General features: G+C 60.2%; 25 protein-coding genes. 16 read left to right on the top strand and 9 right to left on the bottom strand.

Annotated features, from left to right (window positions below; translation table 11 throughout):
• From AC1DTN_RS14510 to fcl, 3 genes are all read left to right on the top strand, one after another.
• A partial coding sequence (locus tag AC1DTN_RS14510; RefSeq protein WP_477921503.1) for a GumC family protein occupies nt 1–2,172 on the top strand: 2,172 nt, incomplete at its 5' end.
• A 179-nt stretch (nt 2,173–2,351) separates the two neighbouring features.
• Nucleotides 2,352–3,455: a GDP-mannose 4,6-dehydratase gene (gmd, locus tag AC1DTN_RS14505; RefSeq protein ID WP_007826842.1), complete on the top strand. Its 1,104-nt coding sequence runs from the start codon at nt 2,352–2,354 to the stop codon at nt 3,453–3,455.
• The gene (gene fcl, locus AC1DTN_RS14500; protein WP_442207571.1) at nt 3,448–4,419 is read left to right on the top strand and encodes a GDP-L-fucose synthase; all 972 of its coding nucleotides are present in this window, start codon (nt 3,448–3,450) and stop codon (nt 4,417–4,419) included. Before gmd ends, fcl begins: the two co-directional genes overlap by 8 nt.
• 65 nt (nt 4,420–4,484) lie before the next feature.
• Here the strand turns inward: fcl and AC1DTN_RS14495 are convergent, their stop codons facing one another.
• Nucleotides 4,485–6,326 carry a bifunctional diguanylate cyclase/phosphodiesterase gene (locus AC1DTN_RS14495; protein ID WP_442207570.1) on the bottom strand — a complete coding sequence of 614 codons (1,842 nt, stop codon included), beginning with the start codon at nt 6,324–6,326 and terminating at the stop codon, nt 4,485–4,487.
• Between the two features lie 212 nt (nt 6,327–6,538).
• The gene (locus tag AC1DTN_RS14490; RefSeq protein WP_442207569.1) at nt 6,539–7,174 is read right to left on the bottom strand and encodes a GntR family transcriptional regulator; all 636 of its coding nucleotides are present in this window, start codon (nt 7,172–7,174) and stop codon (nt 6,539–6,541) included.
• A 177-nt stretch (nt 7,175–7,351) separates the two neighbouring features.
• Between AC1DTN_RS14490 and AC1DTN_RS14485 the strand changes: the two genes are divergently transcribed.
• The 6 genes from AC1DTN_RS14485 (at nt 7,352) to AC1DTN_RS14460 (ending at nt 12,558) form a co-directional block, all read left to right on the top strand.
• Entirely contained in the window at nt 7,352–8,776 is a 1,425-nt protein-coding gene (locus AC1DTN_RS14485; protein WP_442207568.1) for a M20 family metallopeptidase, read from the top strand.
• Nucleotides 8,773–9,492 (top strand): ABC transporter permease, encoded by a 720-nt coding sequence (locus AC1DTN_RS14480; RefSeq protein WP_477921500.1) that lies wholly within the window; start codon nt 8,773–8,775, stop codon nt 9,490–9,492. The genes AC1DTN_RS14485 and AC1DTN_RS14480 overlap by 4 nt, the downstream gene beginning before the upstream one ends.
• A complete protein-coding gene (locus AC1DTN_RS14475; RefSeq protein ID WP_442207566.1) occupies nt 9,492–10,238 on the top strand; it encodes an ABC transporter permease in 747 nt (248 codons plus the stop codon). The genes AC1DTN_RS14480 and AC1DTN_RS14475 overlap by 1 nt, the downstream gene beginning before the upstream one ends.
• Entirely contained in the window at nt 10,235–11,017 is a 783-nt protein-coding gene (locus tag AC1DTN_RS14470; RefSeq protein WP_007826854.1) for an ABC transporter ATP-binding protein, read from the top strand. Before AC1DTN_RS14475 ends, AC1DTN_RS14470 begins: the two co-directional genes overlap by 4 nt.
• A 36-nt stretch (nt 11,018–11,053) precedes the next feature.
• Complete coding sequence (locus tag AC1DTN_RS14465; RefSeq protein WP_439018044.1) at nt 11,054–11,911, top strand: transporter substrate-binding domain-containing protein; 858 nt, start codon at nt 11,054–11,056, stop codon at nt 11,909–11,911.
• 269 nt (nt 11,912–12,180) lie between these two features.
• On the top strand, nt 12,181–12,558 hold the full coding sequence (locus AC1DTN_RS14460; protein WP_442207565.1) for a hypothetical protein: 378 nt from the start codon (nt 12,181–12,183) through the stop codon (nt 12,556–12,558).
• A 114-nt stretch (nt 12,559–12,672) separates the two neighbouring features.
• On the opposite strand, the gene AC1DTN_RS14455 is transcribed toward AC1DTN_RS14460, so the two are convergent.
• Together AC1DTN_RS14455 and AC1DTN_RS14450 are read right to left on the bottom strand one after the other, a co-directional pair.
• Nucleotides 12,673–13,239, bottom strand: a complete 567-nt coding sequence (locus AC1DTN_RS14455; protein ID WP_477921497.1) for a DUF309 domain-containing protein — start codon at nt 13,237–13,239, stop codon at nt 12,673–12,675.
• Between the two features lie 111 nt (nt 13,240–13,350).
• Nucleotides 13,351–14,271: an MYG1 family protein gene (locus AC1DTN_RS14450; protein WP_442207563.1), complete on the bottom strand. Its 921-nt coding sequence runs from the start codon at nt 14,269–14,271 to the stop codon at nt 13,351–13,353.
• A 461-nt stretch (nt 14,272–14,732) separates the two neighbouring features.
• Between AC1DTN_RS14450 and AC1DTN_RS14445 the strand changes: the two genes are divergently transcribed.
• Both AC1DTN_RS14445 and AC1DTN_RS14440 read left to right on the top strand, forming a co-directional pair.
• Nucleotides 14,733–14,933: a DUF4167 domain-containing protein gene (locus AC1DTN_RS14445; RefSeq protein ID WP_113320331.1), complete on the top strand. Its 201-nt coding sequence runs from the start codon at nt 14,733–14,735 to the stop codon at nt 14,931–14,933.
• The gene (locus tag AC1DTN_RS14440) at nt 14,930–15,955 is read left to right on the top strand and encodes a fatty acid desaturase (protein WP_442207562.1); all 1,026 of its coding nucleotides are present in this window, start codon (nt 14,930–14,932) and stop codon (nt 15,953–15,955) included. The genes AC1DTN_RS14445 and AC1DTN_RS14440 overlap by 4 nt, the downstream gene beginning before the upstream one ends.
• A 28-nt stretch (nt 15,956–15,983) precedes the next feature.
• Here AC1DTN_RS14440 and AC1DTN_RS14435 read toward each other — a convergent pair whose 3' ends face one another.
• Nucleotides 15,984–16,787 carry a helix-turn-helix transcriptional regulator gene (locus AC1DTN_RS14435; protein ID WP_442207561.1) on the bottom strand — a complete coding sequence of 268 codons (804 nt, stop codon included), beginning with the start codon at nt 16,785–16,787 and terminating at the stop codon, nt 15,984–15,986.
• Nucleotides 16,788–16,977: 190 nt separating this feature from the next.
• Between AC1DTN_RS14435 and AC1DTN_RS14430 the strand changes: the two genes are divergently transcribed.
• From AC1DTN_RS14430 to AC1DTN_RS14410, 5 genes are all read left to right on the top strand, one after another.
• Nucleotides 16,978–18,069: an ABC transporter ATP-binding protein gene (locus AC1DTN_RS14430; RefSeq protein ID WP_442207560.1), complete on the top strand. Its 1,092-nt coding sequence runs from the start codon at nt 16,978–16,980 to the stop codon at nt 18,067–18,069.
• Between the two features lie 22 nt (nt 18,070–18,091).
• Nucleotides 18,092–19,255, top strand: coding sequence for a polyamine ABC transporter substrate-binding protein (locus tag AC1DTN_RS14425; protein ID WP_442207559.1), 1,164 nt, complete (start codon nt 18,092–18,094; stop codon nt 19,253–19,255).
• Between the two features lie 82 nt (nt 19,256–19,337).
• Complete coding sequence (locus tag AC1DTN_RS14420) at nt 19,338–20,204, top strand: ABC transporter permease (protein ID WP_442207558.1); 867 nt, start codon at nt 19,338–19,340, stop codon at nt 20,202–20,204.
• Nucleotides 20,204–21,016, top strand: coding sequence for an ABC transporter permease (locus AC1DTN_RS14415; RefSeq protein WP_442207557.1), 813 nt, complete (start codon nt 20,204–20,206; stop codon nt 21,014–21,016). The genes AC1DTN_RS14420 and AC1DTN_RS14415 overlap by 1 nt, the downstream gene beginning before the upstream one ends.
• 13 nt (nt 21,017–21,029) lie before the next feature.
• Nucleotides 21,030–21,791 carry an SDR family NAD(P)-dependent oxidoreductase gene (locus AC1DTN_RS14410; protein ID WP_442207556.1) on the top strand — a complete coding sequence of 254 codons (762 nt, stop codon included), beginning with the start codon at nt 21,030–21,032 and terminating at the stop codon, nt 21,789–21,791.
• On the opposite strand, the gene AC1DTN_RS14405 is transcribed toward AC1DTN_RS14410, so the two are convergent.
• The 4 genes from AC1DTN_RS14405 to AC1DTN_RS14390 all read right to left on the bottom strand — a co-directional run bounded on the left by AC1DTN_RS14405 (nt 21,788) and on the right by AC1DTN_RS14390 (nt 25,862).
• Nucleotides 21,788–22,831: an L-idonate 5-dehydrogenase gene (locus AC1DTN_RS14405; RefSeq protein WP_442207555.1), complete on the bottom strand. Its 1,044-nt coding sequence runs from the start codon at nt 22,829–22,831 to the stop codon at nt 21,788–21,790. The genes AC1DTN_RS14410 and AC1DTN_RS14405 overlap by 4 nt on opposite strands.
• A gap of 9 nt (nt 22,832–22,840) precedes the next feature.
• Nucleotides 22,841–24,247: a TRAP transporter large permease gene (locus AC1DTN_RS14400; RefSeq protein ID WP_442207554.1), complete on the bottom strand. Its 1,407-nt coding sequence runs from the start codon at nt 24,245–24,247 to the stop codon at nt 22,841–22,843.
• A gap of 4 nt (nt 24,248–24,251) precedes the next feature.
• A complete protein-coding gene (locus tag AC1DTN_RS14395) occupies nt 24,252–24,824 on the bottom strand; it encodes a TRAP transporter small permease (RefSeq protein WP_113184449.1) in 573 nt (190 codons plus the stop codon).
• Between the two features lie 63 nt (nt 24,825–24,887).
• Complete coding sequence (locus AC1DTN_RS14390; protein WP_442207553.1) at nt 24,888–25,862, bottom strand: sialic acid TRAP transporter substrate-binding protein SiaP; 975 nt, start codon at nt 25,860–25,862, stop codon at nt 24,888–24,890.
• Nucleotides 25,863–25,882: the final 20 nt, after the last annotated feature.

Below are 25,882 nucleotides of genomic sequence, written 5' to 3'. Positions count from 1 at the left end.
CTGACATCGGGATTACGTTTGCTCCGTCGCCGGATGGTGATGATTGTGGCGCTGATGGTTGTGCTGATGGCGGCTTCCATCGTGCTGATATCGGGGTTGAAGCCGAGCTATCACGCCGGGTCACGGCTGATGATCCACAAGCCCCTGGCAACCGCGCTGAGCACCGGCGATGCCGGCAACAATGCGCCGCTGAACGTCACCTCCGAGACCGAGCGGCTTCTGTCCAGAAGCGTGGCGGAGCGGGTCATTCGCGACTTGCGGCTCGACGAGCGGCCGGAGTTCAACCCGGCCTTGCGCCAGGCCTCTGTTGTCGATGAGATCAGGGCAACGTTGCGCGGCCTGGTGAGCAGCGATAAGCCGTCGCAGTCGGCAGGAGGCAGTCTCGAGCCGATCATCCAGGCCTATTACAAGGCACTCAGCGTATGGCGCGACGGCCAGAGCGACGTCGTCCAGATCGGCTTTACGGCCGGCGATGCCGAACTGGCAGCCGCCGTCCCGAACCGGCTCATCAGCATCTATCTTGAAGAGCGCAAGGACAGTATCCGCAGCAGCCTGGACACGGCGGAAGCATGGATCGGCCAGCGCATCGGCGAACAGCAGGATCGCGCCAAGGCAGCCCGCGATGCCGCCGACACCTATCAGCAAACGATGGGCGTCGTTCAAAATGACGATGATCAGAGCGAACAGATCAAGGCGATCGTCGAGCTCAGCGACCGGCAGACGAAGATCGGACAAAGCCGCGCCGACATCAAGGATACGATTGCCGCGCTGGAAGCAGCCCACGACCCTTCGCTTGCCGCTCAGAACAAAGCCATTCCCGACAGCATCGGCGTGATGCAAGGCGACCTGCGGACCCAGCAACAGGATCTTGCGCGCCTTCTCGACATCTATGGCAACGATGCTCCCGCCGTGGTCGACCTGCGGGCAAAGATCGACACGTCCCGCGCCGATCTCAGCACTGCGGTCGACCGGTACCTGCAGTCCATGCGCGCCAAGCTGACCGCCCTTGATGACGAGGATCGCACAGTCCGATCGGCACTGACGGCCGCCTATGAGCAACGGTCCCGCTCTTCGCTGGCGCAGACCGAGCTGGTGCGGCTGCAGCGCGTTGCCGACAAGGAACAGACAGCCCTGGACAAGCTAGAGGAGCAGCGCCGCAGCCTGGTCGGACAGGCCATGCTGCCGGGCGCCGAACTCGAGGTTCTCTCACCGGCTGCAGTGCCGCTCGTGCCGCAGGGGCGCAGCCGGCTGTTCTATCTGATCGGCGCCTTCTTCGCGTCGATCTCGATTGCGGTGACGGCCGCCTTCGTGGTCGAGATGATGGACCGGACGGTGCGCAGCTTCGACCAGATCACCACAATGGCGCGCATCGTGCCGGCCGGCTTCGTCCCGCATTTGAGACGCAAAGACCGGAGAGATCCGTCGCGGCTGTTCGGGCAAACGCAGATCGGCATGTTCGACGAAGCGATCCGCACCGTGATGATCTCGCTCAAGCAGGCCAATGGCGGAAAGCTGCCGAACAGCATTGCCGTGACCTCGGCCCATAGCGGCGAAGGCAAATCGCTGGTGGCCGGATCGCTGGCAATCGAACTGGCCGCCAACGGAACGCCGGTGCTGCTTGTCGACAGCGACATCCGGCGCGGACATCTCGACACGCTGTTCAGGTCCGGCCTGAAACAGGGGCTGAATGAGTTCCTGAGTGGGCAGGCAAGTCTTGAGGACGTCGTCTATCACCATCCGAGCGGTATCGACTTCATCCCGACCGGCAACCCCCGTCTGCAGCGGCGCGTGCGTTTGACCGACGTGGCCGAGATCATCGATATGGCCCGCGCCAGGGGCCAGATCGTCATCTTCGACAGCGCGCCCGTGCTCGCCTCGGCCGATACGATGCATCTGACGGCGCTCACTGAGCGAACGCTGATGGTCGTGCAATGGGCAAAGACCAGCCGACGGGCCGCCGAATTCTGCCTGCAGCAGCTCAGAAGCGCCCGCAATGCCGACATCGTCGTCGCCATCAACAATGTCAAACCCAAACAGCACGCCAAATATAACTTCCGTGACTCCGAATTGTACGCAAGGTCGTTGATGACCTATCAGAATTTCGAGACATCGCCGATCGCGGCATGGTTCACCCTGCGTTGGCTGCACCCGTATCTGGGGATGCAAAAATGAGGGCCAGACGTTTCGATCACCGCATCACAGGCAAGGCGGGAACCGCCGTTCAAACACCGAAATACCGCCTGTCGATGGCATTCGGCGAGGCATTGCACCTGCATGGGGCGGCATAACGCCCGTCTCTTGCAGCATCGACTTCCCAGAAACAGCGTTAGTATTCGAGTTGGAGAGCGATCATGGATACCGGAATGAGACATGACAGGAAAGTTGCACTGATTACCGGCGTAACAGGTCAGGACGGTGCGTATCTGGCCGAGTTGCTCCTGGACAAGGGCTATATTGTTCACGGCATCAAGCGGCGTTCGTCGTCCTTCAACACCAATCGCATCGAGCATCTCTACGAGGATCCTCATGTCGAGAATCCGCGCTTCATCCTGCACTACGGAGATATGACCGACGCGACAAACCTCATCCGGATCGTCCAGGAAACGCAGCCCGACGAGATCTACAATCTTGCCGCACAAAGCCACGTCCAGGTGTCTTTCGAGACGCCGGAATACACCGCCAACGCGGATGGGACGGGCACTCTGCGGCTGCTTGAAGCTATTCGCCTACTGGGCCTGACCAAGAAGACCCGTTTCTATCAGGCATCCACCTCCGAACTCTACGGCAAAGTTCAGGCGGTCCCGCAGAACGAAACGACGCCTTTCTACCCTCGATCCCCCTACGCGGCTGCCAAGCTCTATGCCTATTGGATCGTCGTGAATTATCGCGAGGCTTATGGCATGCATGCCTCGAACGGCATCCTGTTCAACCATGAAAGCCCGATCCGTGGCGAAACCTTCGTGACCCGCAAGATCACCCGGGCGGCGGCTGCCATCCATCTCGGCCTGCAGGACCGGCTCTATCTCGGCAATCTGGATGCCAAGCGCGATTGGGGACATGCACGAGAATATGTCCGCGGCATGTGGCTGATGCTGCAGCAGGACGAACCGGAGGATTATGTTCTTGCGACCGGCGAAACGCATTCGGTTCGCTCTTTTGTCGAGAAGGCCTTTGCCAGGGTAGGCATGCCGATTGATTGGCGTGGGGAGGGTGCCGAGGAAAAGGGGTACGACAAGATATCCGGCCGCTGCGTGGTGGAGGTCGACCCTGCCTATTTTCGGCCCACTGAAGTCGACCTTCTGCTCGGTGATCCGACAAAGGCGCATACAAAGCTCGGCTGGAAAAACGAGATCAGTCTTGACCAGCTGGTTGCGGAGATGGTTCGCGAGGACCTGAAAGTCATGGCCCGCAATGTTCCCTTGGTCGGTGCGAACAAGGGCCTGGTCCATGCCTGAGGTCATCTACAGCCTTGCCGGAAAAAAAGTCTATGTCGCGGGGCACCGCGGCATGGTGGGCTCTGCGATCGTACGGCGTCTCGCGTCCGAGGGCTGCGAGATCTTGACGGCCCTGCACGCCGAGGTCGATCTGAGGCGGCAGGATCAGGTGGAGGCATGGATGGGGAAAAACCGTCCCGATGCCGTCTTTCTGGCGGCTGCGAAGGTCGGCGGTATTCTCGCCAATGATACCTATCCGGCCGACTTCCTCTACGACAACCTTATCCTCGAGGCGAACGTCATCCACGCCGCTTGTAAAGTTCGCGTCGAAAAGCTGATGTTCCTGGGTTCGTCCTGCATCTACCCGAAGTTCGCCGATCAGCCGATCGTCGAAGAGGCGCTTCTCACCGGGTCGCTCGAACCCACGAATGAATGGTACGCGATCGCCAAAATTGCCGGACTGAAGCTTTGCGCTGCCTACCGAAAACAGCATGGCAAGGATTTCATCTCGGCCATGCCCACCAATCTCTATGGGCCAGGCGACAATTTTGACCTCGATTCAAGCCATGTCATGCCGGCGCTGATACGCAAAGCGCATGAGGCCAAGCTCAACGGCGAGCAGGAAATACGCATCTGGGGCACGGGAACGCCGCTGCGCGAGTTCCTGCATGTCGATGATTGCGCCGACGCCTGCGTCCATCTCATGAAGACCTATTCCGCCGAAAGTCATGTGAATGTCGGCTCAGGCGAAGACATCAGCATCCTGGAATTGGCAGGGCTTGTCGCAGAGGTCGTCGGATTCGAAGGCGAGATCACGCGGGACCTCACCAAACCGGACGGCACGCCACGCAAGCTCATGAGCGCCGACAAGCTCCGCGCGCTCGGCTGGTCACCGAAGATAGGCCTGAAGGAGGGCATTGCAGACGCCTACCAGTCCTTCCTGAAGGGGAATTATCTCGAACGCCACAACGAGGCTGCAGAGTGAGCGCAGCTCAGTTGTCGTCACAGTAATCGCGTTATCTGACGCGCCTGATCGTCAGCGTATCAAGGTCACGGGCCGCTTGAGTTTTCGCTTCGCCTTGCTTGCCGAAGGGGAGCCTCGGCTCGCAACGCTTCCGTTGCCCTGTCGCGGTCAACCGGACGGCCGAACAGATATCCCTGCACATAGGGGCATCCGAGGCGCCGCAGACGTTCTGCCTGATCTTCCGTTTCCACACCTTCGGCCACAATCCGTGTACCAAGACCGATCGACATGTCGAGAAGGGCTTTGACGATGACGGTGCCGGGTCCGTCGGACATCCGGTCAATGAAGGTCTTGTCAATCTTGATGATGTCGACGGGGAAATTCAGCAGATGCGTGAGCGAGGCATACCCCGTGCCGAAATCATCGAGCGCCACAAGCAGCCCTTCCCGTCGAAGCTCCTCGATCGCTTTTGCGACCTTCCCGTCTTTTTCGTCCATATAGACCGTTTCGGTGACCTCGAGCACGACATGCTTGAGGGGCGTGCGGTGGCGGGCAAAAACGCTTTTGATCCGCTCGCAGAGATTTCCCTGATTGAAATCCGCCATCGATACGTTGACGCTGACATATTGAAACGAGAGCCCGAGATCGAGCCAGTATCGGATGTCGCGGGCGACCTGCTCCAGCATCCGGTCTGTCAGGAGATAGCCCACCGACGGATCCTGGAGCGCCTCGGCAAACGCGCCGGGTGAAAGGATCTGGCCACCGTCCGTACGAATGCGGCACAAAGCCTCAAGGCCAATGATTTCCTGCGTTGGAAGGCTGACAATCGGTTGGTAATGCGCCTCTATCCGATCTTCGGCCAAGGCGCTCGTCACTGTCTGCAGCGCCCGAAACCGGTTTGCGATCGCCCCGGCAAGATCGTCGCTGTAAAGCACAAAACCGCCTCTGGCTGTCTGCTTGGCATGGTGGAGTGCGAGATTTGCATGTTGCAGAAAGGTCGGAACGTCGGGTGGCCCGGACGGTTCGAAGGTTGCGCCCCCGCACGTGACCGAGACCGGCAGGAGATGTTCGTCGCGCTGCGGCGTCCGGTTCTCCATAGCACGTAGAATTTCTGCCGAAACCGCGGATAGGTCCGTTGCGGAACGATTTTCGATCAATACTGCGAACTCATCGGCATCCACCCTGAAGATCGCCGCCGGCGCCGCGATCCGTGCAACCGTTTGACCGACCTCCAGGATCAATCTGTCGCCGGTCGCATGCCCGAAGGCGTCGTTGACCCGGCCGAGATGATCGATATCGACGAGCAGAACCGAAAGAGGCGCGGAGGCACGGTCGACCGCGGCCTCCAGCGTCTTCAAAAAGTTGGCACGGTTGCCGAAGCCGGTGAGATTGTCGAAAAAGGCGAGCCTTTGATTATCGGCTTTCACCTCCTCGCGCTCGAGCACCAGCGAGCAAAGGTCGAGGCACTCGGCGACGATCATGCGTTCTTCGGGCGTGGGGCCACGATTGTCCTTGTAGTAAAATCCGAACGCGCCGAGCACGCGTCCGTCGCTGCGCAGTATGGGGCTCGACCAACAGGCCTTGACGCCATGTTCTTTCGCAAGGATGTCGGCAAGCGGCCGATAGGGGATCCAGAGCGGGTCTGCAAAGATATCGGTGACGGCGATCGGCCTGCGGAAATGGGCAGCCGTGCCGCATGAGCCAACATCAGGCCCAATCGGTATTCCGTCGAGCGCATCCGAATAGGTTTTGGCGATCGTTGGCCCCGCCAAAGGATGCAGGAGCCCTTCGCGGTCAACGGTCACGATTGAGCAAATGACGCCGGCTGCAAGCCGTTCAGCATGCTCGCAAATACGATCGCAGGCGTCTTCGAGGGAAGACCCTCGTGCCAGCATATCCAAGATTTCCTGCTGAAGCTGTCCTCGCATGCCCGGCCTCGTCATGTTGCCTTTCGCTCGAATGGCCTCGAAACCCGTTCGACCGGCTACGATCAAAAACTAGCAGGTACTATGTTACGGGTTCGGAAATTTATCGACTACAATTCGAAGCCCCAGATTTACGGTACGTTCTCGCCTTATGGGCGGTCGCGGCTGCAAGTTACAACGACGGCGAAGTGATTGGCGGGATAGGTTAGACGCGTTTAGCCCTGAAGAATGTGTTGTCGCACCAGTTCCTTCAGGCGCTCCGTATCGGCAGCTTCGATTGCATCGACCATCAGGTGGTGCTCTCGGCCCGACTGTTCCACACGGGCGCGCGTGCGCCACTGTGAGACCGGCGCCGATGAGGTCCGCTGGCGAATTTCCGTGATGAGGTCGACCAGTTCCTGATTGCCGCCGAGGATCAGCAACTGGCGATGAAAGGCGAGATTTGCTTCATAGAGTTCCAGCATCGTGCCATTCAGCACCATGAAGTCGAACTGCTCTGCCAGTCCGCGCAGATTGGTGATGTCTGCCGGCGACGCGTTTTGAATTATCGTTCCGACGATGGCCGTTTCCAGGATGATGCGGATCTCGCTGACTTCCCGCGCGCGCCGACCGTCCGGCTCATAGACATGGTAGCCGCGGTTCGGCACATGTTCGACAAGCCTCTTCTGGGCGAGGCGATCGAGAGCCCGGCGCACTTCAGGCCGCGTGCAACTGTAACGTCGCTCGAGATCGATCTGCTTCAGCCACGTTCCGGGCAGAAGCACACCAGCCAGGATATCCTGAAGCACGAGGTCTGTCACGTCGCGCCCGGCAGACGTCCCCTGCTCCGAATCCATCATGACATCCGCCATTCGAACTTCCCCTGACTTTCTTCATCGATATCACGGGCTGAGGCATGTCCGTAAGGCAGCCGAAACAGTTTGCCGTGATGAAAATTTATTCGTGCACATGGATTGCGCATAAATTTTTTGTATCCTAAATTGGCGCCAATTTTGGATACTATGCAAAATGAAACTGTTTTGGAAGTCATGAAAAACTCTGTTGCCGTGTGGGACATCGTCGAAGCCAAGCGCGAAGCCTTTTTTGCGCTCAGCGACCGGATCTGGGATATGCCAGAGACGAATTACGAGGAGTATCGCTCCGCTGAGGAGCACGCGCGCCAGCTGGAAGCGGAAGGATTTCGTGTCGAGCGTGGCGTCGCGGGACTGCCGACGGCTGTCATGGGCGAAGCCGGCGAAGGGGGCCCTATTATCGCGATTCTCGGAGAATTCGATGCGCTGCCGGGGCTTAGCCAGGAGGCCGGTCTCGCTGAAAAGCGTGAGGCGACGGCAAATGGCAATGGCCATGGATGCGGCCACAACTTGCTCGGCGCCGGTTCGATGCTTGCAGCAGCCGCGGTGAAGGATTTCCTCGCGGCAAACGGCCTCAAGGGTCGCGTGCGCTATTACGGCTGTCCGGCAGAAGAAGGCGGGTCCTCCAAGGGCTTCATGGTTCGCGCGGGTGTCTTCGATGACGTCGACATTGCCATTTGCTGGCACCCGGCTGCCTTTGCCGGCGTCAATAACCCGGTTTCGCTTGCCTGTAACGAACTCAACTTCCACTTCACCGGTCGCTCCTCGCATGCCTCGGCAACGCCTCATCTCGGCCGCAGCGCACTCGATGCCGTTGAGCTGATGAATGTCGGCGTCAATTATATGCGCGAGCATATGCCCTCGACGGCGCGTATCCATTATGCCGTGACCGATACCGGCGGGTCGGCCCCGAATGTGGTGCAGGCCCGTGCGACGGTGCGCTATCTCATCCGCGCCCGGAACCTGCCTGAACTCCTGTCGCTCGTCGCCCGCGTCAAGAAGGTCGCGGAGGGCGCAGCCCTCATGACCGAGACGTCGGTCCGCAGCGAAGTGATCAGTGGTGACGCCAATCTCGTCGGCAACGTTCCGCTCGAAGAACTGATGTTTGCCAACCTCGAACGCCTCGGCCCGCCCGTCTTCGATGAAGACGACCGCGCCACTGCCCGGACATTCCAGGCAACCATGAGCGCCGAGGACATCGCCTCTTCCTACGCGCGCTTCGGTCTTAAGCCGAAGAAGGACCAGCCGCTTTGCGAGGAAATCTTCCCGCTCTATGCCGGCGACAGCACAATCGTCGGCTCGACCGATGTGGGGAGCGTCAGCTGGGTCGTACCAACGGTACAGATGCGCGGCGCGACCTATGCGATCGGCACGCCCGGTCACTCCTGGCAGCTGGTTGCTCAGGGCAAGCTTCCGGCAGCCCATAAAGGCACGGAACACGCGGCAAAGGTTATGGCCAGCACCGCCATCGACCTGATCCGCAATCCGGCACTCATCGAGGCGGCCAAGGCGGACCTGAGGGGCCGCCTCGATGGGACGCCATTCGTCAATCCGATTCCCGATGACGTTCAGCCGCTGCTGCCGGAGAAGCAGACACCATGAACCAGCCCGGGATCCTCGAGCTCATAAGCTTCGGCCCCGATGGTTGGGGCAAGGCGCTGCTGGCCGGCGCGTGGATGACGATTCTGGTTGCGATTTTCGGTTATGCGATCGGCGCCCTCATCGGCACTTTCGGCGCCTGGGCGAAGATATCGGGCGGGCGCGGCCTCAGGATCGCCGCAGACGCCTATACGACGATCCTTCGGGGCATACCGGATCTCTTGGTCATCTACCTCTTCTATTTCGGCGGCAGCGCCGCCGTCACTGCTCTAGGCCGGCTGTTCGGCGCTGAAGGCTTCCTCGGCTTTCCGGGTTTCCTCGCGGGATCTCTTGCTGTCGGCGTCACCTCAGGTGCGCAATTTACCGAAGTTTTCCGTGGGGCGTTCAAGGCCGTCCATCCCGGTGAGATCGAAGCTGCCATTGCCTGCGGCATGGGCCGAGCGTTGCGGTTCCGCCGTATCGTCGCGCCGCTGACGCTTCGCCACGCGCTGCCGGGCCTTGGCAACGTCTGGCAGGTCGTTCTGAAAGAGTCCGCGCTCGTGTCCATCACCGGCGTCGCCGAACTGCTTCGCCAGACACAGGTAGCGGCAGGCTCGACCGGTCTCCCCTTCGATTTCTATGTTGTCGCGGGGGCGATCTATCTTATTATTTCAACCGGTTCCGGACTTTTCCTAAGGCGGGCCGAGAAGCACTTCTCTCGCGGCGTGAGGAGAGGCTGATGGATTGGCAATTTCTCGGCGAAACCTTCGTCAGTCTCGTTTCCGCCATTCCGCTGACGCTTCAACTTGCGGCGACCTCGATCGCGCTCGGTGCCATCCTGGCGCTGGCGATCGCACTGTGCCGGCTCTCCGGCATCATGGTGCTCGAATGGTTTGCGCGCGCCTATGTCTTCGTCTTCCGCGGAACGCCGCTGCTCGTGCAGATCTTCCTGATCTATTACGGGCTCGGCCAGTTTCCCGAGGTCAGGCACAGCATCTTCTGGCCGTTCCTGCGTGAACCCTATTGGTGCGCCGTGCTTGCGCTGACCATGAATACGGCCGCCTACGCCAGCGAGATCATTCGCGGCGGACTTCAGTCTGTGCCATTCGGCCAGATCGAGGCGGCGCGCGCCTGCGGCATGCCCCGGCTTATGCAGTTCCGTCGCATCGTTCTGCCGCTTGCAATCCGGCAGGCGCTACCGGCTTATAGCAACGAGATGATCGCCATGGTGAAGGCAACGTCGCTCGCCTCGATCATCACCCTGATGGAGGTGACAGGCGTCGCCGCCAGGACCATTTCCGAGACTTACCGGGCAATCGAAGTCTTCATCGTTGCAGGCGCCATCTACCTGGCGATCAACTTCGTGCTGACGCGTCTCGTAAACCTTGTCGAATATTGGCTAAGCCCGCATTTGCGCCAGCCTGTTCCCCACCATCTGGCGGCCGCGGCCGCCCCCGCATCCGCACTCGAAGGAGACGCCCGATGACTGCGGCGAATGCCCCTCTTTCTCCGATCGCGCTCAGCGTGAAGGATCTGCACAAGAGCTTCGGGCCTATGGAGGTCCTGAAAGGCATCTCGCTTGATGCACATGAAGGCGATGTCGTCTCGATCCTTGGCTCCTCCGGTTCGGGAAAGTCTACCTTTCTGCGCTGCATCAACCTTCTGGAGATGCCGAATTCCGGCGAGGTGACCGTCGCAGGCGAGACGATCCGCATGGTGGCCGACCACAAAGGCGGCAGTCGGCCAGCGGAACGCAGGCAGGTCGACCGTATCCGCTCGCAGCTCGGCATGGTCTTCCAGAGTTTCAATCTCTGGTCTCACAAGACGGTGCTCGAGAACGTGATCGAGGCGCCGGTGCATGTCCTCGGCCGCTCGAAGGCGGAATGCATCGAGGAAGCAGAGGCGCTACTTGCCAAGGTCGGCATTGCCGAGAAGCGGAATTTCTACCCCTCGCATCTTTCCGGTGGCCAGCAGCAGCGCGCGGCGATCGCACGCGCGCTTGCCATGCGGCCGAAGGTGATGCTGTTCGACGAGCCGACGTCGGCGCTCGATCCGGAGCTCGTCGGCGAAGTACTACGCGTCATGCGCGCGCTCGCCGAGGAAGGTCGCACCATGCTGGTCGTCACCCACGAAATGGGCTTTGCCCGAGATGTCTCCAGCCGGGTCGTCTTCCTGCATCAGGGCGTCGTCGAAGAGGACGGCAAGCCGCAGGAGGTCTTCGCTAATTCCCGGTCGGACCGTTTCCGCCAGTTCATCAGCAAATAGTTTCTCAGCCCAAACAAAGAAAAGGGGAGCAAAAACATGACGTTCTTTTCACGGGTTCTGACGGCGACATCAGCCGCAGCCATCATCGCGACGGCCGGCATCGCGCATGCCGAAGACAAGAAGTGGACGACGGTGACGATCGCCACCGAAGGCGCCTTCAAGCCCTATAACTTCACCAAGCCGGATGGTTCGCTCGATGGTTACGAGATCGAGCTGACCAAATATCTCTGCGACCACATGAAGGTCGAGTGCAAGATCGTCGTCCAGAATTTCGATGGCATGATCCCGGCGCTGAACGCCGGCAAGTTCGACGCCATCATCTCCGGCATGTCGGCGACGGCCAAGCGCGAAGAGGTTATCGCCTTCAGCGATTCCTACGGCTCCACCGGCCAGGCCTTTGCGACCTCGAAGACGGGCGATCTCGCAAACCTGCCTGAAAAGGGCCAGGTCTTCTCACTCGCCAGCGATGAAGCGGGCGCTGCTGCCGAGATCGAAAAGATCAAGCCGGCGCTCCAGGGCAAGACGATCGGCGTTCAGACGGCCTCAACCGCAGCGACCTTCGTTGACAAATATCTGAAGGGTATCGTCGATGTCAGAGAATACAAGACGACGGAAGAGCATGATCTCGATCTCAAGGCCGGTCGTGTCGATATCGTCATGGCGTCCATGGCCTATCTGACCACGGCTTCCGAGAAGCCAGGCAACGAGGACATGACGACCACCGGCCCGCGCTTCCAGGGCGGCTTCCTCGGCCGCGGCAGCTCCGTTGGCCTGCGCAAGAGCGACACCGAGTTGAAGGCCATGTTCAACGACGCAATTGCCGCCGCAAAGGCGGATGGCACGATCAAAACGCTGTCGGAAAAGTGGTTCGGCTTCGACGTCACGCCGAAGTGAGTAAATTTGCGATTGATACCCGGCGAGTGAAAGTCGCCGGGTATCGCCATTTGGCCGGCCATCAGCGCCTGCGCGTAGCGTTCCGCCGATCTCCTTGATGGCAGAGACGTCGGACCAGCCATAGCGCTCAACATTCCGTCGCGGAATATTCAATGGATAGACCCTTGCAGCGCTCGTAAAGCGGCGCCTATACCGCTATTCGTGTGGCTGCGAGTATTGCGATCGACAAGCCCGATATTGGGACCGAACCCATTGCGAAGGAGTAAGCTATGGCCAATCTTCCCGATATGACGAAACACCGCGGCTTCCCATCGGGCATGCCGGGGAGCGGCATTCAGTTCACCATCCGGCGGGCCAATCCCAGGGGCGTGACGCCGATCAAGGCCCTGCCCCGCCGCGCCCGACCCGGCACGGCAGAGCACGGGGTCGATGCAGCCTTCCTGCATGCGCTCTGGCATCATTTCGGGGCAGAGCCCTTCGAGCGTGGCAATCTGGACGCGGCTCGGCTCAACCTGCTCTTTGGACGAGAAGTGGTGGCTGTGGACAAGGATTTCGATCCGATGTCCTATGAGGCGATGCTGGTCATCGACGAAAAGGTAGCACGTCAGAATTTCCCGGAATCGTTTGAAGATGTCATGGAAATTTGATGAGAGCGCTGGCGATGGGCACTGAGCGTTGGGTCCACGGCCATCATCATCGGAAAGCCGAGCACGTAGCGATTGCCCATGTTGTTGTCTCAATCAGAGCTGCCAATAGATCCCTTATGGCGCGAAGCTTCGTGGGTTTCCAAGAATGAAATCGTAAACCGGTTCGGGCTGTCCCAGCCCGGTCGTCCGCAAAACCGGCGGAACGCTTGCTGATGCTTCTGCTCTGTCAGCAAGCATCGCCGGCGACATTCCGAGTGCCTGCGAAAAGGCCTCATGCGGGACTTTCGATAGTTGACGAAACAGCCCGGCGGCGCGGCCTGCATGACGCATGGCCGGTGCGCGCTTGCCTTCGCGGATCTTCACGCCGGCAGCAGAGAGCAGGATCAAGCCCTTAAGCAGGGTGCGCAGCGCACTGCCTCTCGCCGCGACCTGCCAGATCCCTTCCCAGGCCTCATGGGCTTCCCAGTAATAGCCATGGTTGAAAAGGTCAGAGCCCCACGCGAATTCATCGGAATCGAGTGTCGGAAGAATCGGCGCAGGCTCGACCCGGTAACTGTGCCCTGCCGGATCCCTGACGGGATGGGGCATTCGGCCGGGCAAATAGGCGTAGCGCGGAAAGCTTCTCTGCGGCAGTAGACGAGGACGTTGCATAACCTCAACAATCATCATGCCGGTGACCATGATCGCAAGCGAAGCTGTGCGCAAGCCGGCCGGCAAATCGCTTCGTCGCCCGCCATTGGACCGGCTTTCCTTATAAGCGCGGAACGACGTCGCCGACGCACGCCGATCGTCCTACGAAAGGGCCTCGTCTACGGCGATTTGTGCCATCGCAAGTGCTGCTTCGCGGTTTTTCGCCGCCGCGACGAAGAGGCCTTTGTGGCAGAAGGTTGCTCCTGCGACGCCGCAGACGCGCTCGAGTTCCTGGCCGGTCAATCCCGCCCATGATGCAGGCAAATCGGCGCGCAGCTCGAAGCCCTCGTCTGCGCGGCGGATACCGGTCAGGCACCAGTCATTTTCCCGGGGGTGAACGACGAAAAGCAGATGATCGGCCTTCGCCCTTACGATCGCCGCACGAAAAGGCATGCCCATCGGCAGTTCGAGGACGCGCCCCTCGCCTGTTTCGCTGATCGCCTTGAGAACGAGGGCTTCGGCGCGCAGCTTGGCATCCTGCGTCGCGATACCGGCCTCGACGAAGCTTCGCGCGATCGAAAGGGCGGCATGGAACGCCCTGTCATCGGCCTCGGGATCCTTGGCATCGAAAACCGGCTTCAGGGTTTCCAGCAAGGCCGGCAGCGTAAGGCCGGCCAGCTCGCCTGCGATGGAAGGATCAAGTGCACCATTGTCGGTCAGATCGACCGGCAGGACGAACTTGGCATCGAACGAAGCATGCACCGATGAAACATGCGCTTCGGGCACTCCCAGAGCTGGAAGATAATCCGCTCCATAGTGTTTCCAGACCAGGCCGAAGGAACTGTAGGGCCGTCCGTCCCCACGCACGGGCGCGCCACGCTGATGGTGGTCGAAAATACCTGCGGCGGGATCATACTGCCCGCCGACGTCGTAGATGATGCGATCGGTGGCCGGTGTGGTCCATTCGACATTTCGGCTGCGAATGATCCTGGCCTCAGGGAACAGCCGGGTCAGGATGACGCTCGAAAGCAACTCATCGGCGTGGAAGCCGCCGGAATGCGTAACCAGGTATGAAGGGGTCATTGTCAGATGCGTCTCTCGGAACCGGGACTTTGTTGCCCGTCCTGATAGCCTGCGTCGGTCGCGAGCTCAACAGCGGGTGCGGGAAGCGACAGAATTCTTTCGATCCGGATAGCTTGCAGGCATCCCGGACGTGATGCAGCCACAATGCTGCAGTAATACCGTAAACATCCGAGGATATTGTATCCTCGATGATGCAGGCTCCGTTGCCCGATTGCCGACGCGCGCTTGCCACCTTCCCATCAGCGATTTGTAGCAGCCGCAGTGGAGTATTGCTTCTGCGCGTGGATCTCATACAGACCAGATCAGAACGACCCCATCTGCTGGCGGAAACGCCGCCTCGCCGCTCACTAACGCACCTTGCCGCAGTCTCCTAAGACAAGGCATCAGTTGCAAGCTGCGCAGAGCACTCAAGCAATCATTTTCAGACAATCAGGAGCGAACCCGCGCGGTTCGGATCTATCATGAATAATCACCATTTCGCCCACCCCAATAGAAGTGCTACACCATCGAGGCAGCGCCTGCTGGATCGACACAAGCAGTACCTTCAGTTTGCCGAGCTGAAATCTTTAGCCGGCGACCGGATCGGCGCAGAAAATGACTACCAGCATGCCGAACACTTCTTCCGCAGCGCTGCCCAACAGAAAGACGCCGACCGACTATGAACGCAACGATGACGGCCGGCCAAGACGCCGGTACCGAAAAAGCCTGGCTCAAGATTCTCTCGAATTACCGAAAACCCAATACAGGCCGAAGCCTGTACGAACTGGCCGTGACGCTGATCCCGTTTATCCTTCTTTGGGCAGCAGCGTGGGTTGCGATCCACTTCGGCTATTGGCTCGGCTTAATCCTCGTCATCCCTGCCGCCGGATTCCTGCTGCGGCTCTTCATGCTGCAACATGATTGCGGGCACGGCTCGTTCTTCGGACGGCGTCAGTGGGATGACTGGACAGGGCGCGCGATCGGCGTTCTCACGCTCACACCCTACGACTATTGGCGACGCGCGCACGCGGAACACCATGCCTCAGCCGGCAATCTGGATGAGAGGGGGGTCGGCGATATCACCACCCTGACGGTCGAGGAATATCGCTCCCTGACGAGGCGAGGAAAACTCACCTATCGCCTATACCGGCATCCCCTGGTCATGTTCGGCATTGGCCCTGCCTATCTTTTTCTCTTCAAGCAAAGACTGCCATTCGGCATGATGCGCTCCGGGGTGTTGCCCTGGCTTTCGACGATGGCGACCAACGCCGGTATCGCTGCGCTGGCCGTTCTCCTCATCTGGGCCGTCGGCATCGTTCCCTTTCTGCTGATCCATCTGCCAATCGTTCTGCTTGCCGGATCGGCTGGTGTCTGGTTGTTCTATGTTCAGCACCAATTCGAAGATACCCACTGGTCCAAGCCTCCGGAATGGACGTTCCCCTATTCCGCCATGCATGGCGCCTCGCATTATGATCTGCCGCGCCCGCTGCGATGGATCACCGCCAATATCGGCATGCACCATGTCCACCATCTATCGAGCCGAGTGCCGTTTTACCGGTTGCCGGAAGTGCTGCGTGACTATCCGGAGCTGGCGAAGCTTGGGCGCATCAACATTCGTGACAGCCTCAGCTGCGTGAAACTCATCCTCTGGGACGAGACGGCACGACGGCTGATTTCGCTGCGCGAGGCAGAGGCGCGCGCCTAACTGCAGCCCCGGCGCGCGCAGCAATCGGTCAGCTCAGATTTTTCAGATAAAGCGAGAGCAGCTGCGTCTGTGAGGAGATTCCGAGCTTGCGGTAGACGTTGCGGCGGTGAACCTTCACCGTCCCCGTCGAGATGTTGAGCTTCAGGCCGATCGATTCCGACGAATGGCCCTGCAGCACCAGTTCGACGATTGCCGTTTCACGGCCCGTCAGGTTGAGGTCGTGCCAGACAGTATCGGCGCGCGGGCTGCCCTCGCTTTTGCGGCGGCTCCTGCCTCTCGCGGCAAGCTGCGTGTCGAAGCGCGGCGCGAGCCCGGCCCAATACTGTTTCACCATGCTGGCCACGAGCGGCTCGACCTTCTTCAGCGTGGCGAATTCGGCGGGCGGGAAAGCGCCGGTCTTTTCGCGCCGCATTAGCGACAACACGACCGTGATATCGCCACCGACAGGTACGAAGAAGCCGATTTCCTCGGCAAGTCCGGTCTGGACGTAATAGGTGCGATAATATTCGCTGGAAAAGAACCGGTCCGGCGCCAGCTCGCGCATCCTGAAGACGCCCTCCCGCCGTTCGTGTGCGGTATGATAGAAGGGATCAAGCAGGTAAGGACCGGCCTGATAGAGCGTCACGAAAACGACGTGCTCTTCGCGATCGAAGGTGCTGTAGAGATCGATCGGCCGCTCTTTTCCGCGATAGGCGAAGACGACGACATAGTCGAAGCGCACGAGTGCGGCCATCATCTGGCGGAACGTATCGCCGAAGCCCGCATCCGTCATGGCTGACTTGCCGACCGTGGCATTGAAAGCGGCAAACAGCGTCTCCAGGTCGATACTCACTAGCCCTTCCTCTCCGCCGTTCCGCGCAGTTTCGCGCAGCCCGGATATACACCTTCCACGAAACGTTGTGCGCCTAAATACCTCTCTCGGGGTATATACCGTGCAGGAAGCTCAGGCTTACTCTTTCCTTAACGACGGTGGCAATAAGGCAGCGACAGACTGCCATTCCAACCAACCGCAGGGAACAGACGTGGCATCCGCTTCGACGAACGATATCGAATTCCGTTCGGTCACAAAAAACTATGGCGCCGTGACCGCCGTAACGGACATCAACCTTACTGTGCCCAAGGGCGCGTTCCTGGCGCTGCTCGGGCCTTCCGGCTGCGGCAAGACGACCTGCCTGCGCATGATCGGCGGTTTCGAACAGCCGAGCGAAGGCACCGTGCTGATCGACGGGCGTGAGATGAACGGCGTTCCGGCCTATCGCCGACCCGTCAACATGGTCTTCCAGCACTATGCGCTGTTTCCGCATTTCAATGTCGAGCAGAACGTTGCCTATGGGCTGAAGCAGATGCGCCCGAGAATCGGGTCGGCGGAGATCGACCGCCGTGTCGCCGAGGCGCTCGAGATGGTCCGACTTGGTGGCTTTGCCACGCGGCGGATTCATGAAATGTCGGGCGGCCAGCAGCAGCGTGTGGCGCTCGCTCGTGCCATCGTCAATCGCCCCTCCGTGCTGCTGCTCGACGAACCGCTGGCAGCCCTCGACAAGAAGCTGCGCTCGGCGATGCAGATCGAGCTGCAGACCCTGCAGCGCGAACTCGGCATCACCTTCGTCCTCGTCACCCACGACCAGGAAGAGGCGCTTTCGATGGCAGATGTCGTCTGCGTCATGAGTGCCGGGCGCATCCGTCAGCTCGGCAGCCCGCAGGAAGTCTATGACCGCCCGGCCGATCTTTTCGTCGCCGATTTCGTCGGCAAGACCAACCGCATCACTGCCGCGATGGAACCTGATGGTACGACGCTGCGGCTGGCGGACGGGTCGGCGATGGCCTCCGGCAAGCGGTTGGCGCCAGGAGACGTCATCGCTGCGCTGCGCCCCGAGGCGATCCATATGACACGTACGGCGGCGGCGACCGGCACGTCGTTCAAGGGGACAGTGACGCACCGCATCTTCCTCGGTTCATCGGCGGAGTATGCCGTCAGCGTGCCGGGGCTTGGCGACTTCCTGATCACGGCCGATCGCCGCAGCATGAACGAGAGCGATCTCGTGGAGCCGGGCGAGGAGGTTTTCCTCGGCTTCGACCCCGCCGCCATCCATGTCTTTCCAGCATCGAATGCATAAACCAGAACAAGGGAACAGCATCATGAGCAAGGATTATAAGGACAATCTGCCCATTTCCGCCGAAGGTTTCATGGACGAGTTCATGCGCCTGAAGCGCGGTTCCGTCAGCCGCCGCCACTTCCTCGGCATTACCGGCCTCGGTCTTGCGACCGCCGTGCTGTCTCGCTTCCCGGGCGCGCTATCGACGCCCGCCTATTCGGCAGAAGATCTCGGCACGCAGATGTCGATCGCCACATGGCCGAATTACCACGACCCGGCGACCTTCGAGAATTTCAAGGCGACAACCGGCGTTGCCGTCGAGGTCAACGTCTTCGGTTCGAACGAGGAAATGCTCGCCAAACTGCAGGCCGGCGCTTCCGGCTGGTCGCTCTTCGTGCCGACCAACTACACGATCTCGACCCATCACAAGCTCGGCCTGATCGAAGAGCTCGACCTTTCAAAGATCCCGGATTTCAGCCAGGCAAGCGAAAGCCCCCGCTTCACCAAGGAAGGCCAGATCGACGGCAAGACCTATGCCGTGCCGAAGAACTGGGGCACGACCGGCTTCTCCGTCAACACGTCCAAGATCAAGACCAAGCTTTCGAGCTGGAAGGACTTCTTCGAGATCGCCCAGACGGAAGCCGACGGCCGCGCCATGGTGCATGACTACCAGTTGACGACGATCGGCAGCGCGCTTGTTTCGCTCGGCTATGACTTCAATTCGATCAAGGCTGACGAGCTTGCCAAAGCGGAAGAACTGCTGATCAAGGTCAAGCCGCATCTCTTCGCCATCAATTCCGACTATCAGCCGTCGATGCGTTCGACCGATGCATGGCTGACCATGTGCTGGACCAATGACGGCGCGCAGCTCAACCGCGACATGCCGGAGCTTGCCTATATCCTCGGCACCGATGGCGGTGAAATCTGGACTGATTATTACGCGATCCCCAAGGATGCACCGAACAAGGCCGCCGGCTACGCGCTGCTCAACTACCTGATGGACCCGCAGAATGCGGTGAAGGAGCACATTGCCAACGGTGCACCGACCACTGACAGCCGCGTCATTGCGCTGCTGCCGAAGGAGGTCACGTCCAACAAGATCGTCTATCCGGACGAAACAGCCCTTACGCCACTGGAATTCGGCGCCGCTGTCACGCTCACCGATCCGGGTCGCGCTGAACTGATGGCACGTTTCAAGTCGGCCTGACACCACCTCTGAATGCCGGTCTCCCGCGGCTTACTGCGGGAGCCGGTTCAGCTCCTTGATCCGGCGGATGAAGACCAAAGCCATGCCCCTGCCCCACGCCACCAAACGGCGCCTGATCACCGTCGCCCTTGTCGGCCCGGCCAGTATCTGGCTGTTCGTCTTCCTGGTGCTGCCCTTCATCGCCATCATCGTCTTTGCCTTTGGCGAGCGGGCGCCGGAGGGCGGTTATCAGCCAGCCTTCACCTTCGAGCAGTTCGCCAATCTCGGCGCGCGGTCGGCAGCCTTCGTCAATACGCTGATCCTGGCGCCGATCGGAGCGGCTGCCTGCCTCGTCGTCGCCTATCCGGTCGCCTATTATCTCGCGGTCAAGGCAAGCCCGCAGCGCCGGCTGCTGCTCGTCTCGCTTGTCGTCGTTCCCTTCTGGACCAGCCTGCTGGTGCGCACCTATGCCTGGATGTATCTGCTCGGCGCACGTGGCATTCCGCATCTGCTTGAATTCGTCGGCATCGAAAATGTCAGGCTGATCAATACACCCGGCGCTGTGCTGCTCGGCATCGTCTACGGATACCTGCCGCTGATGATCATGCCGATCTATGTCAGCCTCGAGAAGCTGGACCGCCGGCTGCTCGAAGCTTCGGCCGACCTTGGTGCAAAGCCTATCTCGACCTTCTTCGGTATTACCCTGCCCCTGTCGCTTCCGGGCGTGATGACCGGCGTCGCGCTGGTCACCATCCTGCTGCTCGGCGAATATCTGATCCCGCAGCTTCTCGGCGGCGGCAAGGTGTTCTTCATCGGCAATGCGCTCGTCGATCTCTTCCTGCAATCACGCAACTGGCCGTTCGGCTCGGCGATAGCCGTCACGCTCGTCGCCGTCGTCGTCATCGTACTGCTCGTCGCCATGCGCATCGCCTGGCGTGTCGCCGGTACGCGGCAGGTGGATCTCATCTGATGCGCGCGCTCGTCACCTTCGTCTATTTGTTCCTCTACACGCCGATCGCGCTCGTCGTGCTCTTCTCCTTCAATGCGGGCCGCAATGCCAGCGAGTTCACCGGCTTCTCGACGCAATGGTATGGTCGGGCTCTGTCCAATACCTTCCTGATGGAGGCGTTGCGCAACAGCCTGATCATCGCCGTCACCAGTGCGGCACTGGCGGCGATCTTCGGCACTATGGCCGCGATCGGCATGGAACGGCTCGGCACCAGGACCCGGGCGATCTTCGACGGGCTCTTTGCAGCCGCGATCGTGGTACCGGGTGTCGTCATCGGCATTGCAACGCTGGTTGCCCTCGTCGAAGTCTTCGGCTTCATCAATCCTGTTATCGCCGCCCTCTGGCCAGGCGACCAGCCGCCAAAGCTGGCACTCGGCTACGGCTCGATCATTGCTGCGCACGGGCTCTTCACCATGGCGTTGGTGACGATGATCGTGAAGGCGCGCATCGCGAGCCTCGGGCGCGATATCGTCGAGGCCGCCAGCGATCTCTACGCCACACCCTTCACGACCTTTCGGCAGATCGTGCTGCCGCAGATCATGCCGTCGATCCTGGCGGGTTTTCTACTCGCCTTCACCTTTTCCTTCGACGATTTCATCATCGCCTTCTTCGTGGCGGGCTCCAACACGACGCTACCGATCTATGTCTTCGCCTCCATCCGCCGCGGCGTGACGCCGGAAATCAATGCAGTCGCGACGATGGTGCTGATCGCCTCGCTTGCACTCATTCTCATCGCGCGCTTCCTGATGCGCGAAAAGACAACGACAAACTGACCGGGGAAATGCCATGATACTGAGAGATCGCGTTGCAATCGTCACGGGCGCAGGCTCGGGCATCGGACGGGCCGGCGCACAGATCATGGCGCGCGAAGGCGCCCATGTCGTCGTTGCCGATATCAATTTCGCAAATGCCGAAGAAACCGTCGGTCTGATTGTCGAGGCAGGCGGTGGCGCCGAAAGCATGATGGTCGATGTCACGGACGACCCGGCGCTTGAAATCGGCATTGCCGCTGTTGCTGCACGTCACGGCCGGATCGACATTCTGCACAATCACGCGGGCGCGCAGGTGGCCGGCGATCTGGAGCAGGTTGCCATCGAAGGTTTCGACAAGTCCTGGAGCCTGAACGTGCGGGCGCATTTCATGGCCGCGCGTTTCGTCATGCCGATCATGAAAAAGGCAGGCAAAGGCGTAATCCTCAATACGTCCTCATCGTCAGGCGTGCTCTACGACCGCGAAATGATCGCCTATACGACGACCAAACATGCTGTCATCGCCATGACCCGGCAGATGGCGGGCGACTATGCGAAGTTCGGCATCCGCGTGAATGCACTCTGCCCCGGATGGGTCGACACGCCATTCAATGAGCCGTTCATCGCGCAGATGGGCGGGCGCGGCGCCATTGAAGGCTACATCGCCGAGAAGGTGCCGCTCGGCCGCTGGGCGGATGTTTCGGAGATAGCCGAACCGATCCTGTTCCTGGTCTCGGACCGCTCGTCCTACATGACGGGGCAAATCCTCGTCGTCGATGGCGGCGAGACCGTCGTTTAGGCTGACTGGAAGGTCAGTTGCACCTTGCAGGCCAGCGAACGGTCGCCGGCAATGTCGAAGGCTGAAACGGCGTCTTCGAGGGGCATGCTGTGGCTGATGATTGGCCGCACATCGATCTTCCGGCGGGAAATCAGGTCGACGGCGGTTGCGAACTCCTCATGGAAACGCTGCGTTCCGTGGATGTGCAGTTCCTTGCCGACAATGGCGTTGAGAGGCACCGGAACGTCGCCGGTGACGCCGACCTGGACGATGGTGCCGCGCGGCCGGACCGCCGCAATCGCACTCTGGATGGCCGGGGCGGCGGCAGAACATTCGAAGACGAGATCGAAATAGCCTTTTCCTGCCTGGAATTCTGCAAATGACTCTGCATCCCGCACCACGTTGATCGTGCGGCTGGCGCCCATGGCTTTCGCCCGCGCGAGCGCCGCGTCGGCAAGATCCGTAACGACGATTTCGCCAGCGTCATAATGGCTGATAACGGCAACCATTAGAGAGCCGATCGGTCCGGCACCTGTCACCAGGACTTTCTTGCCGGCAATGCCGGGGGCGCGCGATGCGGCGTGCAGGCAGACGGATAGCGGCTCGCTACAGGCCGCTTCCGCAGGCGTTATCGAGGCTCCAACCTCAACGCATTGTTTGGCCGGCACCACCAGCCATTCCCGAAACATGCCCTGCTCATGCGGCAGGCGCATCGCACTGCCCATGAAGCGCATTTCCAGGCAGTGGATAGGCAAGCCGATACGGCAATATTCGCAAGCACCGCAGGGCTGGCTCGGATTGACGGCGACCAGCATTCCGGCCTTCAGGGTGACGCCCTCACCTGCCTGCTCCACGGTTCCAGCGGCCTCGTGCCCGGGTATCATTGGCTCGCGAACCCTGACCGGTCCGAAACCGCCGTCCTGGTAATAATGCAGGTCGGAGCCGCAGATGCCTGCGGCTGCCATCTTCAAAAGCACTTTGCCCGGACCGGGGGCTGCGACCGGATCAGTCTCGATCCTGAGATCGCCCTTTGCATAAAGCCGTGCCAGACGGGTGTGCATCACATTCTCCTATTTCAGAAGCCCAAGCTGCTGTGGCAGCCACAGGGATATCGAGGGGACGAAGGTGATCAAAATCAAGGCGATGAAGAGCGGCGCAAGCCAGGGCAAGATCGCCATCGTCGTGCGTTCGACGGACAATTTCGCCACCCGCGACAACACGAAGAGTACCATGCCTAGCGGAGGGTGAAGCAGGCCGATCATCAGGTTCAGGGTCATGATAAGGCCAAACTGTACCGGATCGATGCCGAATTTCGCGACGATCGGCAGAAGGATCGGTACGAGGATGGTAATGGCGGCGATTGTGTCCAGAAAGCAGCCGACGAAGAGCATCAGCAGGTTCACAAGGATCAGGAACACCCACTTATTGTCGGTAATCGACAGAATCGCGTCGGACAGAAGCTGGGCAGCCTGGCTCACCGTCAGCAGCCATGCGAAGACCGAAGCGGCAGTGACGATGAAGAGAACGGATGCCGTCGTTTCAATCGTGTCGAAGCTCGCCTTGGCGAGTGTCGAGAACGTCATCGTGCGATAGCGCACGAGGCCGAGGAACAGCGACCACAGCACAGCGGCGACGGCCGCTTCCGTCGGCGTGAACCAGCCCATGGTCATGCCGCCGATCAAGATGACAGGAGTCATGAGCGCCATGACGGCGGAAAAGCGGAAATACCAGTCGAGCGCCAGAAGGACGACGAGGGCAATGCCCGCCGCGGCATTCATCGATACGCCTGATCGCATCATCACGTAGATCGATAGCGGTACGAGCAGAACCACGATGATCTCCAAACCTGCGGAAAGGAGCTGTTTGACGTCGAAAGGCGCATCGGAACCCCAACGTTTCACGTAGGCAAAGGCCGCAACTGTGATCATCATCAGCAGCGTCATGACAACGCCGGGCAGGATACCGGCCATGAAAAGAGCGCCGATCGAGACATTCGCCATCATGCCGTAGATCACGAAGGGCAAGGATGGCGGGAAGATCGGACCGAGCGTGGCAGACGCCGCCGTTACCCCGACCGCGGCCTCGACGGGGTAGCCGTGATCCTTCATCGCCTTGATCTCGATCGTGCCGATGCCGGCCGCATCGGCAAGCGCAGTGCCCGACATGCCCGAGAATATGACGGAACCAATGATGTTGACCTGCGCAAGGCCACCCTTCATCCAGCCGACGAGCGCGACGGCGAAGGAATAGATGCGGCCGGTGACACCCGCAGAATTCATCAGGTTGCCAGCAAGGATGAAGAAGGGAACTGCGAGAAGCGGGAAACTTTCGACACCCGCGATCATGCGCTGGGCGACGATGATATCGGGCGCAACGCCGTAGAGGACGATATAGAGAACGGAGGCGACGGCCATCGAGATCGCGACGGGCACGCCGATCAGCATCAGCACCAGAAATGAGCCAAGCAAGAGCAGCATCAGGTCATCCTTCGACAGCGTGGAATTCTTCGGGGCGCTCCAGAACGGAGTAGCCGCGGCGCATATTGGCGATGAAGACGATCACCGCACGGATCAGCATCAGCACGAAGGCTGCAAGCACGCTGTAGAAGACGATATTGCGGGGCAGGTCGACGGTGACCATCTGCTCGTCCGCGACGATCTGCACATAGCGCCACATCAGATAACAGCCATAGGCGAAGAAACCGATGCGGACGATATCCACAAAGGTTGCGAGAACGCGCGCAAGGCCTGCCGGCATGTAATGATAGAAGACATCCACCTGGATATGGCGCGACGTGCGTACGCACATGACGGCGCCGAGAAAGACGACGCCGATCAGGCAGTTGACGGCGATCTCTTCGGTCCAGGCATAGCTGTTGTTCAGCACATAGCGGGTGAAGAACTGCAGGAAGACGCAACCGGCCATCAACCAGAAAACGAGCAGCGTGATCCAGTCTTCGATGGCGTAGTCCGAGATATTGGCGGTGGGCGCATGCCCCTCGAATTCGTGGCCGATCTCCTCGGCAGTGACTTGCGTATGAACTTCTTGTGACATGATCGGCCTTGTTCCGGTGGGGAAGAAGGGCGCGCGGCGCTCAGGCGGCGCGCCCTCGGGCTGTTACTGGATCGCGCGGATCGCTTCCCAATCGGCCTTTTCGTAGCCGAAGTCCTCGAACTTGACCTTTTCCGCGACCGTCTTCTCGAAATCGGCCTTGTCGACCTCGGTGACGCTCAAGCCCTTCTCCTTGAAGGTGGTGATCAGGCTGTTTTCCTTGCCTTCGATGGTCTTGGTCGTGCGCACGGCAGCTTCCTGCATGACCTCGCCGAAGATCTTCTTGTCTTCGTCCGAAAGGTTCGACCAGAGTGTCTTCGAGATCACCGTATTCAAGTGATCGACGATGTGGCCGGTCAGAATGATGTTCTTCTGGACTTCGTAGAACTTCTTGGCCTCGATCGTCGTCAGCGGGTTTTCCTGGGCTTCGACCGTGCCGTTCTGCAAGGCGAGATAGACCTCGGCAAAGGCGATCGGCGTCGTGTTGGCGCCGCAGGCGCGCGGCATGGCGAGGTAGGCAGGAACATCAGGCACGCGGATCTTCAGACCCTGCATGTCAGCGCATTTGGCGATCGGCTTGTTGGCCGTCGTATGGCGCGTCCCGTAATAGCTGACGGCGGCGATATGGTTGCCGGTCTTGTCCTCATAACCCTTGGCCAGGCGCTTGAAGACGTCGCTCTTGGTGTAGGCGATCAGGTGTCCCGGGCTGCGGAAGATATAGGGGAAATAGGTCACGCCGATCGGCTTATAGTCGCGGGCGGCAAAGCTCGATCCGGAAATGATGATGTCGACCGTTCCGAGCTTGAGGCCCTGGTTGATATCGGCTTCCTTGCCGAGCTGCGAAGCCGGATAGACCTCGATCTTGTATCGGCCGTTGGTGCGCTTGCTGATCTCTTCCGCGGCCCAGAGGGAATCCGTGTGGAAAGGTTCCGATGTCTCGTAGACATGGGCCCATTTCAGCACCGTCTGGGCATGCGCAATCGCAGTCGTCGCCATGATTGCGGCGGCAGTGCAGAGTATCGTCGTCAGTTTCAACTTCATCGCTCTCTCCTCCTGAGATC

It is taken from the genome of Rhizobium sp. 01T444 (genome assembly GCF_056398305.1).
Note: the sequence above shows the minus strand (reverse complement) of the source record. Positions and strands in the feature narration are given on the sequence as shown.

Bases quoted from the DNA above. Each gene is read 5' to 3' on its own strand.
- gmd (WP_007826842.1), top strand. From the start codon at position 2,352: ATGGATACCGGAATGAGACATGACAGGAAAGTTGCACTGATTACCGGC.
- fcl (WP_442207571.1), top strand. From the start codon at position 3,448: ATGCCTGAGGTCATCTACAGCCTTGCCGGAAAAAAAGTCTATGTCGCG.
- AC1DTN_RS14495 (WP_442207570.1), bottom strand. From the start codon at position 6,326: ATGCGAGGACAGCTTCAGCAGGAAATCTTGGATATGCTGGCACGAGGG.
- AC1DTN_RS14490 (WP_442207569.1), bottom strand. From the start codon at position 7,174: ATGGCGGATGTCATGATGGATTCGGAGCAGGGGACGTCTGCCGGGCGC.
- AC1DTN_RS14485 (WP_442207568.1), top strand. From the start codon at position 7,352: ATGAAAAACTCTGTTGCCGTGTGGGACATCGTCGAAGCCAAGCGCGAA.
- AC1DTN_RS14480 (WP_477921500.1), top strand. From the start codon at position 8,773: ATGAACCAGCCCGGGATCCTCGAGCTCATAAGCTTCGGCCCCGATGGT.
- AC1DTN_RS14475 (WP_442207566.1), top strand. From the start codon at position 9,492: ATGGATTGGCAATTTCTCGGCGAAACCTTCGTCAGTCTCGTTTCCGCC.
- AC1DTN_RS14470 (WP_007826854.1), top strand. From the start codon at position 10,235: ATGACTGCGGCGAATGCCCCTCTTTCTCCGATCGCGCTCAGCGTGAAG.
- AC1DTN_RS14465 (WP_439018044.1), top strand. From the start codon at position 11,054: ATGACGTTCTTTTCACGGGTTCTGACGGCGACATCAGCCGCAGCCATC.
- AC1DTN_RS14460 (WP_442207565.1), top strand. From the start codon at position 12,181: ATGGCCAATCTTCCCGATATGACGAAACACCGCGGCTTCCCATCGGGC.
- AC1DTN_RS14455 (WP_477921497.1), bottom strand. From the start codon at position 13,239: ATGGTCACCGGCATGATGATTGTTGAGGTTATGCAACGTCCTCGTCTA.
- AC1DTN_RS14450 (WP_442207563.1), bottom strand. From the start codon at position 14,271: ATGACCCCTTCATACCTGGTTACGCATTCCGGCGGCTTCCACGCCGAT.
- AC1DTN_RS14445 (WP_113320331.1), top strand. From the start codon at position 14,733: ATGAATAATCACCATTTCGCCCACCCCAATAGAAGTGCTACACCATCG.
- AC1DTN_RS14440 (WP_442207562.1), top strand. From the start codon at position 14,930: ATGAACGCAACGATGACGGCCGGCCAAGACGCCGGTACCGAAAAAGCC.
- AC1DTN_RS14425 (WP_442207559.1), top strand. From the start codon at position 18,092: ATGAGCAAGGATTATAAGGACAATCTGCCCATTTCCGCCGAAGGTTTC.
- AC1DTN_RS14420 (WP_442207558.1), top strand. From the start codon at position 19,338: ATGCCCCTGCCCCACGCCACCAAACGGCGCCTGATCACCGTCGCCCTT.
- AC1DTN_RS14415 (WP_442207557.1), top strand. From the start codon at position 20,204: ATGCGCGCGCTCGTCACCTTCGTCTATTTGTTCCTCTACACGCCGATC.
- AC1DTN_RS14410 (WP_442207556.1), top strand. From the start codon at position 21,030: ATGATACTGAGAGATCGCGTTGCAATCGTCACGGGCGCAGGCTCGGGC.
- AC1DTN_RS14405 (WP_442207555.1), bottom strand. From the start codon at position 22,831: ATGCACACCCGTCTGGCACGGCTTTATGCAAAGGGCGATCTCAGGATC.
- AC1DTN_RS14400 (WP_442207554.1), bottom strand. From the start codon at position 24,247: ATGCTGCTCTTGCTTGGCTCATTTCTGGTGCTGATGCTGATCGGCGTG.
- AC1DTN_RS14395 (WP_113184449.1), bottom strand. From the start codon at position 24,824: ATGTCACAAGAAGTTCATACGCAAGTCACTGCCGAGGAGATCGGCCAC.
- AC1DTN_RS14390 (WP_442207553.1), bottom strand. From the start codon at position 25,862: ATGAAGTTGAAACTGACGACGATACTCTGCACTGCCGCCGCAATCATG.